The sequence below is a fragment of the Massilia atriviolacea genome, from assembly GCF_003953935.1.
Classification (GTDB): domain Bacteria; phylum Pseudomonadota; class Gammaproteobacteria; order Burkholderiales; family Burkholderiaceae_D; genus Telluria_A; species Telluria_A atriviolacea.
Genome location: NZ_RXLQ01000006.1, coordinates 227,362 through 240,175, shown reverse-complemented (window position 1 = coordinate 240,175; position 12,814 = coordinate 227,362). Strand labels below are relative to the sequence as shown.

Here is a 12,814-nt window from a genome sequence, read left to right as displayed (position 1 = left end):
CGCCTCCCAAGGCGGGCCCGTGCGGCGCCCGCCTCAATACATCTCCGCTTTCTTTCCATTCCCCTGCTGCGGGCTGCCTGACACGGCCAGGCGCGGCGCTGGCGGGGCCAGCTTGACCACCCCGCGTTCGGAATTCGACCACACCTGCATGCATTCGGCGCCGGTCCAGCTGGTCGCTTCCGGGCAGACGCAGTGCGCGCCCGCCAGCACGCTGTTGGCGGGGCACGGCTTGTCGGCGCGCTGCACGACCAGGCCCGGCCCGCCGGGCAGATGGCGCGGCGCACTCCATAACGATGCAAGCAGCAAACCTGCAAACACGGCGACAGCGGCAACGATGGCTTTCATGAGGTTCTCCTGAATGGCGATGAAACCTCACCATGGCAGGAAGCGTTCCGCCTATTGTTGCGCTCCGTCAACCTCCTTATTCTTACCTATCGGCAATGCCAACAACGTGGCGTCCGCGCGACGCGCCGCCTATCTGGCGGCAGCGGCGCCGCAGCGGTCGCCGATGCGCGTCCAGCGCACCCGCTGGCGCGTCTCGGTCGCCGCCGACTGGCCCGACTTCGCCATCGCCGCGCGCAGCGCGTCCGCCTCCCCGGGCGTCCTGGCGTTGCGCAGCGCTTTGGCAAATGCCATATCGACCGCCGCCTGCTTTTGCGCCAGCTCGCGCTGCAGGCGTGGCAGGTCGCGCAACTGCTGCGCCGCCCTGGCGCGCGCTTCGGGCGTCTTGCCCTGGGCCGCCTCGCGTTCGAGCACGGGGCGCATCCACGCCAGATCGGCCGCCGGATCGCCGGCCCGGGTGGCGCTGACGGTATCGTATTCCCACGTGCGCGTGTCGATGCGGCGGATCGTCAGCGTCACCACGCCCGACGGGCAGTTCGCCGTATGCACCAGCACCCCGTCCGCGCCGACCCGGCTCGATTGATCGGGACAGGACGCCAGCGCCAGCGCCGACGAATACAGCGCGTCCGCAGTCCGGCGCGGGCGAATGCAGTGCGTCACGAGCCCCTTGCCCTGGTAGACCTGCTCGCCCGAGTCGGCCCCGGCCACCCGTGCGCGCCGCACGATGTCGCCGCTGGCGCCATCGACGCGGGTGTCGACCCGGTTGGCCGGCGCCGGCGCCGCCACGCTGCTGGTCGAGGCCGCATCGAGCCGGTACCAGCCCGGCGGCGGCAAACCCTGTTCCAGCGCCGGCGCCGGCGCAGCCGCGGCCCAGGCCGGCGGCGCCGGCAGCGTGAGTGACAGCGTGAGTGACAGCGTGAATGACAGCGCGCACGCCGCCGGGACGTTGCGCGGTAGGCGATTGCGCATGGGGGACTCCTTGGATGAATGGCTGGGGCGCGATTGACGCGGGCGTAAAAAAGGGAGGCCGGACATTGCGTTCCGCCTCCCCTCGTCGGTCATGCCGGCAGCTTTATGCGAGCTTGCCGTGGCAGGCCTTGAACTTCTTGCCGCTGCCGCAAGGGCATGGATCGTTGCGGCCGACCTTCGGTCCGAGCATCTCGTCTTCGCCAGGCGCGCCGGCTGGCGCCAGCAGGTCTTCCGGCGCGGCGTTCGGGTTGAAGTCGGCGTGCTGGTAGCTGACGTTTTCGACGTGCGACTGGTGCATTGCCGCTTCGGCCGCATCGATTTCTTCGCGCGACTGGATGCGTACCGTCATGACCATGCGGATCACTTCGTTCTTGATCATGTCCAGCATCGATCCGAACAGCTCGAACGCTTCGCGCTTGTACTCCTGCTTCGGGTTCTTCTGCGCATAGCCGCGCAGGTGGATACCCTGGCGCAGGTGGTCCAGCGCCGCCAGGTGCTCGCGCCAGTGGCTGTCCACGCTTTGCAGCATGACGTTGCGCTCGAAGCCGCCGAACGACTCCTTGCCCACGATCGCGATCTTGCTGTTGTACGAGGCGTCGGCCGCGGCCAGCACGCGTTCGAGGATGTCGTCGTCGGTCATGCTGGTGTCGGTCGAGAGCATCTGCGCCAGCGGCACGTTGAGCTGCCATTCGTTGGCCAGGGTCGCTTCCAGGCCGGCGATGTCCCACTGTTCTTCGACCGATTCTTCCGGCACGTAGGCATGCACCACGTCGGTGAACACGCCGGCGCGCAGCGATGCGATCAGTTCCGAAATGTCGGTCGTTTCGAGCAGCTCGTTACGCTGGGTGTAGATCACCTTGCGCTGGTCGTTGGCCACGTCGTCGTATTCGAGCAGCTGCTTGCGGATGTCGAAGTTGCGCGCCTCGACCTTGCGCTGGGCCGATTCGATCGAGCGCGAGACGATGCCCGCTTCGATCGGTTCGCCTTCCGGCATCTTGAGGCGGTCCATGATGGCGCGCACGCGGTCGCCCGCGAAGATGCGCAGCAGCGCGTCGTCGAGCGACAGGTAGAAGCGCGAGGAACCCGGATCTCCCTGGCGGCCGGAACGTCCGCGCAGCTGGTTGTCGACGCGGCGCGATTCGTGGCGCTCGGTACCGATGATGTGCAGGCCGCCGGCTTTGACGACGTGCTCGTTGAGCGACTTCCACTCGCTGCGCAGCTTCTCGGCCTGGGCCGCCTTGTCGGCGTCCGACAGGGCCGCATTGGCTTCGATGATCTGGATCTGCTTTTCGACGTTACCGCCGAGGACGATGTCGGTACCGCGGCCGGCCATGTTGGTGGCGATGGTGATCATCTTCGGACGGCCCGCCTGGGCGATGATTTCCGCCTCGCGCGCATGCTGCTTCGCATTGAGGACGTTGTGCGCCAGCTTGGCCTTGTCGAGTATCCCCGACAGCATTTCGGAGTTCTCGATCGAGGTGGTACCCACCAGGACCGGCTGTCCGCGCTCGTAGCAGTCGCGGATATCGATCAGCATCGCATTGTATTTTTCGGCCGAGGACTTGTACACCTGGTCCTGGCGGTCCTTGCGCTGCGACGGACGGTTGGGCGGAATGACCACGGTCTCGAGACCGTAGATTTCCTGGAATTCGTAGGCTTCGGTATCGGCCGTACCGGTCATGCCGGACAGCTTGGTGTACATGCGGAAGTAGTTCTGGAAGGTGATCGAGGCCAGGGTCTGGTTCTCGTTCTGGATCCGCACGTTTTCCTTGGCTTCGACCGCCTGGTGCAGGCCGTCGGACCAGCGGCGGCCGGTCATCAGGCGGCCGGTGAATTCGTCGACGATCACCACTTCATCGTTCTGCACCACGTAGTGCTGGTCCTTGTGGTACAGCGCGTGCGCGCGCAGGGCCGCGTACAGGTGGTGGATCAGGGTGATGTGGGCGGCGTCGTAGAGCGAGGCGCCTTCCGGCAGCAGGCCCATTTTGGTGAGCATCGCCTCGGCGTTCTCGTGACCGCGTTCGGTCAGCAGCACCGTGTGCGCTTTTTCGTCCTTGGTGTAGTCGCCCGGGACCGAGACCACGCCCTTGCCGTCCGGCGTTTCTTCGCCGATCTGCAGGGTCAGCATGGCCGGCAGGGAGTTCATCTTGTGATACAGGTCGGTGTGGTTTTCGGCCTGGCCCGAGATGATCAGCGGCGTACGCGCCTCGTCGATCAGGATCGAGTCGACTTCATCGACCACGGCGAAATTGAGGCTGCGCTGCACGCGCTCGCTGGCCTCGAACACCATGTTGTCGCGCAGGTAGTCGAAACCGAATTCGTTGTTGGTGCCGTAGGTGATGTCGGAGGCGTAAGCGGCCTGCTTGACGCTGTGGTCCATCTGCGACAGGTTGATGCCGGTCGTCAGGCCCAGCCAGCCGTACAGGCGTCCCATCCACTCGGCATCGCGCTGCGCCAGGTAATCGTTGACCGTGATGACGTGCACGCCCTTGCCGGACAGCGCGTTCAGGTAGGTCGGCAGGGTCGCCATCAGCGTCTTGCCCTCGCCGGTGCCCATTTCGGCGATTTTGCCGTAATGGAGGACCATCCCGCCGATCATCTGCACATCGAAATGGCGCATCTTGAGCACCCGCTTGGCCGCTTCGCGGCACACCGCGAACGCTTCCGGCAGCAGCTGGTCGAGCGTTTCGCCCTTCGCGACGCGCTCCTTGAACTGCGGCGTCTTCGCTTGGAGTTCAGCGTCCGACAGCTTTTCGATCTGTGGCTCGAGCGCGTTAATCTCGCGCACGGTTTTTTGATATTGCTTGAGCAGCCGCTGGTTGCGGCTACCGAAAATCTGGGTCAGTAATGACATGCTTGAATTCTTGAAAAAAACGCCGCAAAAAGAAGCCGCAATGATAGCAAAAACATATCATCGAACGGCCGACTATGCAAAAAAGACTGTGATTTTATCATGCGATCCGGCCACACTTGGGGATATTGGCCCGGAACTCAAGGGGCAGGGGCAAAACAAAGTTAATAAAATGACTTCGCGTAGCGCTTCTGGCGGGGCGCCGCGCGCTGTGCTATGTTGCGCCTTATGCATATCTACGGAACCAAGACGCGCCGCACCTCGATCGTCGCCACCGATTTTTTAAAGCGCAACGACAAGATCGCGGCCCTGCTGCCGACCGCGATGCGCATGGCCAGCCTGCAAAGCGACTGCGCCAGGGCGCTGCCGCCGATGTTCGGCAACTGCGACGTGCTCTCCTTCGAGGATGCGCGGCTGGTGCTGGCCGTGCCCAGTTCGGCCGTCGCCGCCAAGCTCAAACAGCAGCTGCCCAAGCTGCAGGGCGCGCTGCAGCAGCGCGGCTGGCATATCGACGACATCAAGCTGAAGGTGCAGGTCACGCGCAGCATCGCGCCGGTGGTGCACACGCACCAGCTGATCCTGCCCGGCAGCGCCGTGTCGGCGTTCGAAGCGCTCGGCGACGCGCTGCCAGATACCAAGGCCAACGCCACCCTGATCGCCGCCATCAAGGCGATGGCGGCGCGCCAGCGCTAGGCACGGCAGGAATCGATCGCCGCTACACCGGGCGCCGTCATGCCCCCGCCTGCGCGGGAGCGACGGTGGTCAGGTAAGCGCCCACTCGCGCGCCATCTGGCGCACGTACGAGGCCGGGGCGGTGCCGGGCTTGTCGAACGCGACGATCTCGTAGGCGTCCGGATGCTTGAGCAGTTCGAGCAGCAGCAGGTTGTTGAGCGCATGGCCCGACTTGTGCGCCTCGTAGCCGGCCAGCAGCGGATGGCCGACCAGGTACAAGTCGCCGATCGCGTCGAGGATCTTGTGGCGCACGAATTCGTCGTCGTAGCGCAGGCCGTCCGAATTGAGGATGCGGTACTCGTCCATCACGATCGCGTTTTCGAGCGAGCCGCCGCGCGCCAGGCCCATGCCGCGCAGGCTTTCCACGTCCTGCATGAAGCCGAAGGTGCGCGCGCGCGCCACGTCGTGCACATACGAGACGTCGCCGAAGTCCACAAAAGCGCGCTGGGTGGTGCCATCGACGGCGGGATGATTGAATTCGATGAAAAAATCGAGCTTGAAGCCGTCGTACGGGGTCAGGCGCGCCCACTTTTCGTTGGCGCCGCTGCCCTGGCGAACTTCCACGTCCTTCAGCACGCGGATGAATTTTTTCGCCGCGCCCTGCTCCTGCACGCCCGCCTGTTGCAGCAAAAAGACAAACGACGAGGCCGAGCCGTCCATGATCGGGATCTCTTCGGCCGACACGTCCACATACAGATTGTCGATCCCGAGCCCGGCGCAGGCCGACATCAGGTGCTCCACGGTGGACACGCGCGCCTGGTCCTTGACCAGCACCGAGGCCATGCGCGTATCGCCGACCACGCCGGCGCTGGCCGGGAACTCCACCACCGGGTCGAGGTCGACGCGGCGGAACACGATGCCGGTATCGATCGCGGCCGGGCGCAGGGTCAGCTCGACCTTGGTCCCGGAGTGCAGCCCCACGCCGATGGTGCGCACCAGTTGTTTGACGGTTCTTTGTTTTAACATCGGGCGATTATAGCGAACTTGATGGGCTGGCGCTCCGCACGCTCAGGGATGCTCGGCCTGGGCATGGGTGCGCTCGTGGCGCACCAGGTACATGCCGCTGCCGATGATGATGGCCGCGCCGACCAGGGTGTACTCGTCGGGCAGGGTGCGCCACAGGATCCAGTCCAGGCCCACGCCCCAGGCCAGTCCCGAATACTCGAACGGCGCCACGCGCGACGCTTCGCCCGAATTGAACGCTTCCGTCACCGCCAGCTGGCCCAGGAAACCGCTGAGCGACAGGCCGCACAGCAGCCAGACATCGCTTGGGCGCACCGGCACCCAGTCGGGCGCGGCCAGGGTGGTCGCGCCGATGGCCAGGAACACCATCAGCCACAGCACCATGTGCTCGGCGCGGTCGGTGCGTCCGACGATGCGGGTGGTAATCGCCGACACCGCGTAGCAGCCGGCCGCGCCCAGCACCGCCAGCCCGCCCAGGGTCAGCATGCCCTCGCCGCTCGGGCGCAGCACCACCAGCACCCCGCCCAGGCCGACCGCAATGGCGATCCAGCGCGCCAGGTTGACGCTTTCCTTCAAAAACACCACCGACAAGGCGGTAATCAGCGCGGGGGCGATGAAGAAGATCGAATACGCTTCGGCCAGCGACAGGTTGCGCAGGCCGAAGGCGAACAGTCCGAGCATGGTGATGCTCAGGCCCGCGCGCAGCAGGTGCAGCGGCCAGCGCACCTGCAAGGCGCTCGCGAAGGCGCCGCGCCAGCCCACGTACGCGAACACCAGCGGCAGCGAGGACAGGCCGCGCAGGGACGCCACCTGCAGCGCCGGATAATGCGCCGACAGCAGCTTCATCACCGTGTCCATCAGCGAGAACATGGCCACCGCGATCAGCATCGCATAGATGGCGCGCAGGTTGCCGCTGCGGGCCGTCACAGGCGCTTGACCATGAACAGGCTCAGCGGGTCGGCCCGATAGTCGCCGAACGGGGCGCAGCGCAGAAAGCCGTCGCGCTCGTACAGGCCGATGGCTTCCGGCTGGCTGATGCCGGTTTCGAGTTTCAGGCAAGGCAGGCCGGCGGCGGCCGCGCGCTGCGCGAGCTCGGCCAGCAGCTTGCCGCCCACGCCCTGGCCGCGGCTGGCCGGATCGACGTACATGCGTTTGACTTCGCCGTAGCCGTCACGCACGACGTAGGCGCCGCAGCCGAGCGCACTGCCGGCGGCGTCGCGCGCCACCAGGAACACCACGCCGGGCTGGCACAGCGAATCGACGTCCATCAGGTGGTTGCTCTCGGCCGGATAGAGGCCGGCAAAATAGGCGTCCAGCCGTTCGAGCATGGCGATGATGTCGGGCTGGCGCGGGGATTCGGTTTGAATAAGCATGGCGATATATAAAAAACGGCGCCGCGGCGCCGTTTGTGCGACTGGAATGACAGCGGCGGCTTAAGCGACTTGCTTGAGCAGCGTTTCGGCGTTCGATACCTCGAAAGCGCCGCCCTGCTCCACGTTCAGCTGCTTGACCACGCCGTCGTCGACCAGCAGCGAGTAGCGCTGCGAGCGCGTGCCCATGCCGAACTTGGAGAAGTCGGCGTCCAGGCCGAGGGCCTTGCTGTAGGCGGCATTACCATCGGCCATCATGCGTACGATGCCGGTGGCTTTCTGGTCGCGGCCCCAGGCGCCCATGACGAAAGCGTCATTGACCGAGATGCACCAGATTTCGTCGACGCCCTTGGCTTTGAGTTCGTCGGCCAGCTTGACGTAGCCCGGCACGTGCTGTGCGGAGCAGGTCGGGGTGTAGGCGCCCGGCAGGCCGAAGATCGCGATCTTCTTGCCCTTGACCAGGTCGGCTACCTGGAAAGTGTTCGGGCCGAGCGAGCAGCCTTCGGTTTCGGTCTCGACGAATTCAGAGAGGGTGCCTTCCGGCAGGCGGTCGCCGATTTTAATAGTCATTCGAGGCTCCATAGTATGAGGTTGATAAGACGGCTAGTATGCCTGATCCTCATCAATCTTGCAGGCAGCGCCCAAGCGGCGCGTCCCCGCGTGCCGTCGAGTTCGTGTGCACTTCGGTGCCAGGTCTGACATTTGTCCACTTCGGTGCCAGGTCTGACATTCGGACACGAACTGAACAATGTCCACTGCTGTCCACTTCGGTGCCAGGTCTGACATTCGGACACGAACTGAACAATGTCCACTTCTGTCCACTTCGGTGCCAGGTCTGACATTCGGACACGAACTGAACAATGGTGAGCTATTCAAGCAAGCCTCCCTTTTGATGAGCCCGTGTCCGAAAGTCAGACCTGGCACCGAAGTGGACAGGCACCGAAGTGGACATTTTGATGAGCCCGTGTCCGAAAGTCAGACCTGGCACCGAAGTGGACAGAAGCGGACATTTTTGATGAGCCCGTGTCCGAAAGTCAGACCTGGCACCGAAGTGGACAGAAGCGGACATTTTTGATGAGCCCGTGTCCGAAAGTCAGACCTGGCACCGAAGTGGACAGGCACTGAAGTGGACAAAAAAAAGCCGGGGAATCCCCGGCTTTTTCAACATGTCGATCCGATCAGTCGGCTTGCTTGCGCAGGAAGGCCGGGATGTCGTAGGTTTCCACGCCATTGCGCTGCATCGCCTGGACCTGCTCGGAGGCCTGCTCGCGGCGCCATACGGCGGGCTGCTTCATGCCCTCCATCGCGTGGCCACCGGCCGCGCCGGCGCCCATCGACACGCCCACGGTGGCGCTCGCGCCGCCGGCCGACATCATCGGACCGTTGTGGGTGCCGGTGCGCAGCATCGGCTGCTGCACCAGCTGCATGGCCTTCTTGGCCTTGCCCAGGCCCGTCGCCACCACGGTCACGCGGATGTCGTCGCCCATTTCGTCGTCGTACGCGATACCCTGCGCAATCGACGCGTCCGGCGCTGCAAACGCGCGCACCGCCGCCATGACTTCCTTGATCTCCTTACCCTTGAGACCACGGCTGGCGGTGACGTTGACCAGCACGCCGCGCGCGCCCGACAGGTCGATCCCGTCGAGCAGCGGCGAAGCGACCGCCTGCTCGGCCGCGATGCGCGCGCGATCGACGCCGCTGGCGGTCGCGGTGCCCATCATGGCCTTGCCCTGCTCGCCCATGATGGTCTTGACGTCGTTGAAGTCGACGTTGATGTGACCCGGCACGTTGATGATCTCGGCGATACCGGCCACCGCGTTGTTGAGCACATCGTCGGCGTGGCGCATCCACTCGATCATCGATTCGTCTTCGTAGATCTCTTCCAGCTTTTCGTTGAGGATGATGATCAGGGAGTCGACGTGCAGCGACAGTTCTTCCAGCCCGCTCTCGGCCACGTCCATGCACTTCTGGCCTTCGTACGAGAAGGGCTTGGAGACCACGGCCACCGTCAGGGCGCCGAGCGACTTGGCGATTTCGGCCACGATCGGAGCCGCGCCGGTGCCGGTGCCGCCGCCCATGCCGGCCGCGATGAAGACCATGTGCGCGCCGCGCAGCGCGTCTTCGATGCGCGCACGCGATTCTTCGGCCAGCTGGCGGCCGACGGTCGGCTTCATGCCGGCGCCCAGGCCCGACTCGCCGATCTGGATGATGTTGTGCGCGCTGGACTTGGCCAGCGCCTGCGAATCGGTATTGGCCGCGATGAACTCAACGCCCGACACGCCCTTGTTGATCATGTGCTGAACCGCATTGCCACCCGCTCCGCCGACGCCGACGACCTTGATGACGGTTCCTAGTGCTGCGTTATCGACCATATCAAACTCCATGATGAACTCCTAATCAAAGTGCGGTTTCCAAGCGCCAGGACTCATAGTCGTATGAAACCTGGAGGTTGAAAACTGCGTTAACCGTTAAATAACAAGAACCCGTGTGCGTTGTATTCCAAACCGTGCCGACCTAAAAATTCCCTAAAAACCATTCCTTCATGCGCTGCCAGACCGCTTTCACCGACCCATCCTGGCGTGTCACGATGTGCCCGCGCAGATACTGCTTTTTCGCTTCGAGCAGCAGCCCGAGTACCGTGGCATAGCGCGGACTGCGCACCACGTCGGCCAGCTGGCCGCGATAGTCCGGCGTGCCCAGGCGCGCCGGCTTGAGGAAAATATCTTCCGCCATTTCGACCATGCCGGGCATGATCGCGGTGCCGCCGGTGAGCACGATGCCCGACGACAGAACCCCTTCGTATCCCGATTCGCGCACCACCTGGTGCACCATCGCGAACAATTCCTCGACGCGCGGCTCGATCACCGCCGCCAGCGCCTGGCGCGACAGGTTGCGCGGCCCGCGGTCGCCCAGTCCCGGCACTTCGAGCGATTCGTGCGGATCGGCCAGCACCTGCTTGGCCACGCCGTAGCGAATCTTGATCTCTTCGGCTTCCGAAGTCGGCGTGCGCAGCGCCATCGCGATGTCGTTGGTGATCTGGTCGCCGGCGATCGGAATGACCGCCGTGTGCCGGATCGCGCCGTCCGAGAACACCGCAATGTCGGTGGTGCCGCCGCCGATATCGATCAGCACCACGCCCAGTTCCTTTTCGTCGAGCGTGAGCACCGCGTCGGCCGAGGCCATCGGCTGCAAGATCAGGTCCGACACTTCGAGGCCGCAGCGGCGCACGCACTTTACAATGTTTTGCACCGCCGACACCGCACCGGTGACAATGTGCACCCGCACCTCCAGCCGGATGCCGCTCATGCCGATCGGCTCGCGCACGTCTTCCTGGCTGTCGACGATAAATTCCTGCGGCACCGTGTGCAGCAGTTGCTGGTCGGTCGGGATGTTGACCGCCTTCGCCGTTTCGATCACGCGCGCCACGTCGGTGGCCGTGACTTCCTTGTCCTTGATCGCGACCATGCCGCTCGAATTGAAGGAACGGATATGGCTGCCGGCGATGCCCGCGTACACATTGCGGATCTTGCAGTCGGCCATCAGCTCGGCTTCTTCGAGCGCGCGCTGGATCGATTCGACGGTCGCCTCGATGTTGACGACCACCCCTTTTTTCAGTCCGCGCGACTCGTGCTGACCCAGTCCGATCACCTCGTGGCGGCCGTCGGACATGACCTCGGCCACCACCGCCACCACTTTCGAGGTGCCGATGTCGAGGCCGACGATCAGGTTTTTCGCGTCTTTTGTCATGTGCTGTCGCCTACTGTCTTTGCTTTGGTTTGTTACTGGTTGATCTGCTTGTTGTCTTTTCTGTTTTCTTTACCACCGGCTTTGCCGCCGGCTTCACAGGCTTGTGCGGATCGTCGGGCAGTACCAGGGCGGCGGCGGAAAGCGCCAGGCCGTTCTGGTAACGCATGTCGATCGTGTCGATGCCGTCCTGCAGGCGGCTGGCCAGTTGCGGATAAATCCCCACCAGCCGCTGCACCCGCTCCTTGAGCGTGGTCTTGTCCTGCTCCCGTCCCAGCGCCACGCTGGTGCCGTTATCGAGTTTCACGGTCCAGGCATAGCGGTTCGACAGGTCCAGCTTTTCCGGCACCAGCCCGATCGGCGCAAACATCGCGCGCAATTCCAGGAAGCGGGCCAGCACTTCCTTCTCGCTGCCTTCCGGCCCGTCCAGCGCCGGCAAGGGATGATCCTCGTCCGCCTCGGCCAGGTTGGCGGTGAAGACATCGCCCTTCATCGACAGCAGGCGCCCGTCTTCGCCCCAGGTGCCGAGCGCTTCGTGCTCTTCGACTTCCACGATCAGCTGGTCCGGCCATTCGCGCCGCACCGTGGCCCGCCTGACCCAGGGTACCGCTTCGAAGGCGGTGCGCACCTGTTCCAGGTTGGTCGTGAAAAAATTCCCCTTGATGCGGCCCACCACGCCGGCGCGCAGGGTGAGCTTGTTCACATGCTTGAGTTCCGTCCCGAACACGCTGTCCACGCGCACCGTGCGCAGCGTGAACATGGGCAGCTGCGAGAGCCACCACACGCCCGACGCCAGGCAGGCGATCACCACGGCGGCCATCAGGCCGCTGGCGGTTGCATTCAAAGCGCGTACGTCATGCCACATTACTGTATTAACCCTGGCCCTGGGCCATTTTCAAGCGTGCCGAACGAACAATCTCGACACACAGGTCTTCATAGCTGATGCCGAGCGCGCGCGCCGCCATCGGCACCAGCGAATGGCTGGTCATCCCCGGCGAGGTGTTGACCTCGATCAGGAAGGGCTTGTTGTCGCTGGCGCGCAGCAGCACGTCGACCCTGCCCCAGCCTTCGCAATCGATGGCGCGGTAGGCTTCCACCGCCAGGCGCGCCACTTCGGCGCTGGTGGCGTCGTCCAGCTGCGCCGGGCAAAAATACCTGGTGTCGTCGGTGAAGTACTTGTTCTGGTAATCGTAGTTGCCGTCCGGTGCCACGATTTCGACGATCGGCAGCGCGCGCGCACCGGCGCCGCGTCCCAGCACCGCCACCGTCAGCTCGCGCCCGGTGACGAATTCCTCGGCCAGCACGATCTCGTCGAAACCGGCCGCGATGTCGTAGGCCGCTTTCAGGTCGGCGCCGGCGCGCACCTTGGTGATGCCCATGCTCGAGCCTTCGTGCGGCGGCTTGACGATCAGCGGCAGACCAAGTTCGCCGACAACCTGCGCAAGGTCGGTGCTGGCGTCGAGCGAGGCGTAGCGCGGGGTCGGCAGGCCGCGCATCAGCCAGATCATCTTGGTGTAGATCTTGTCCATGCCGATCGCGCAGGCCATCACGCCGCTGCCGGTGTAGGGAATGCCGAGTTGTTCGAGCGCGCCCTGCAGGCTGCCGTCTTCGCCGAAGCGGCCGTGCAGCGCGATGAACACGCGGTCGAATTCCTGGGCCGCCAGCTCGGCGATGCTGCGCTCGCCGGTGTCGAACAGATGGGCGTCGATGCCCTTGCTCAGGAGCGCCTGGTGCACGCCGGTGCCGGACATGATCGACACCTCGCGTTCTGCCGAACGGCCGCCGAACAGCACGCCGACCTTGCCCAGTGCGCCGGCGTCGCCGGAATTGAATACACTCATGC

General features: G+C 64.6%; 12 protein-coding genes. 1 reads left to right on the top strand and 11 read right to left on the bottom strand.

Annotated features, from left to right (window positions below; translation table 11 throughout):
- Positions 1-33 precede the first annotated feature (33 nt).
- From EJB06_RS13405 to secA, 3 genes are all read right to left on the bottom strand, one after another.
- Positions 34-345, bottom strand: coding sequence for a hypothetical protein (locus EJB06_RS13405; RefSeq protein ID WP_126074521.1), 312 nt, complete (start codon positions 343-345; stop codon positions 34-36).
- Between the two features lie 129 nt (positions 346-474).
- On the bottom strand, positions 475-1,311 hold the full coding sequence (locus EJB06_RS13400) for a hypothetical protein (protein ID WP_126074520.1): 837 nt from the start codon (positions 1,309-1,311) through the stop codon (positions 475-477).
- A gap of 103 nt (positions 1,312-1,414) precedes the next feature.
- Positions 1,415-4,165 (bottom strand): preprotein translocase subunit SecA, encoded by a 2,751-nt coding sequence (gene secA, locus EJB06_RS13395; protein WP_126074519.1) that lies wholly within the window; start codon positions 4,163-4,165, stop codon positions 1,415-1,417.
- Positions 4,166-4,390: 225 nt separating this feature from the next.
- Between secA and EJB06_RS13390 the strand changes: the two genes are divergently transcribed.
- Positions 4,391-4,855, top strand: coding sequence for a DciA family protein (locus EJB06_RS13390; RefSeq protein ID WP_126074518.1), 465 nt, complete (start codon positions 4,391-4,393; stop codon positions 4,853-4,855).
- 69 nt (positions 4,856-4,924) lie between these two features.
- Here EJB06_RS13390 and lpxC read toward each other — a convergent pair whose 3' ends face one another.
- The 8 genes from lpxC to EJB06_RS13350 all read right to left on the bottom strand — a co-directional run bounded on the left by lpxC (position 4,925) and on the right by EJB06_RS13350 (position 12,812).
- On the bottom strand, positions 4,925-5,860 hold the full coding sequence (gene lpxC / locus EJB06_RS13385; protein ID WP_126074517.1) for a UDP-3-O-acyl-N-acetylglucosamine deacetylase: 936 nt from the start codon (positions 5,858-5,860) through the stop codon (positions 4,925-4,927).
- Between the two features lie 42 nt (positions 5,861-5,902).
- Positions 5,903-6,745, bottom strand: a complete 843-nt coding sequence (locus tag EJB06_RS13380) for a DMT family transporter (RefSeq protein ID WP_126074664.1) — start codon at positions 6,743-6,745, stop codon at positions 5,903-5,905.
- 35 nt (positions 6,746-6,780) lie between these two features.
- Entirely contained in the window at positions 6,781-7,230 is a 450-nt protein-coding gene (locus tag EJB06_RS13375) for a GNAT family N-acetyltransferase (protein ID WP_126074516.1), read from the bottom strand.
- A 60-nt stretch (positions 7,231-7,290) separates the two neighbouring features.
- On the bottom strand, positions 7,291-7,797 hold the full coding sequence (locus EJB06_RS13370) for a peroxiredoxin (protein ID WP_126074515.1): 507 nt from the start codon (positions 7,795-7,797) through the stop codon (positions 7,291-7,293).
- A gap of 608 nt (positions 7,798-8,405) precedes the next feature.
- The gene (gene ftsZ, locus EJB06_RS13365) at positions 8,406-9,611 is read right to left on the bottom strand and encodes a cell division protein FtsZ (RefSeq protein WP_126074514.1); all 1,206 of its coding nucleotides are present in this window, start codon (positions 9,609-9,611) and stop codon (positions 8,406-8,408) included.
- Between the two features lie 130 nt (positions 9,612-9,741).
- Positions 9,742-10,974 (bottom strand): cell division protein FtsA, encoded by a 1,233-nt coding sequence (gene ftsA / locus EJB06_RS13360; RefSeq protein WP_054266460.1) that lies wholly within the window; start codon positions 10,972-10,974, stop codon positions 9,742-9,744.
- A gap of 10 nt (positions 10,975-10,984) precedes the next feature.
- Complete coding sequence (locus EJB06_RS13355) at positions 10,985-11,836, bottom strand: cell division protein FtsQ/DivIB (protein WP_126074513.1); 852 nt, start codon at positions 11,834-11,836, stop codon at positions 10,985-10,987.
- 7 nt (positions 11,837-11,843) lie between these two features.
- Positions 11,844-12,812: a D-alanine--D-alanine ligase gene (locus EJB06_RS13350; RefSeq protein WP_126074512.1), complete on the bottom strand. Its 969-nt coding sequence runs from the start codon at positions 12,810-12,812 to the stop codon at positions 11,844-11,846.
- Positions 12,813-12,814: the final 2 nt, after the last annotated feature.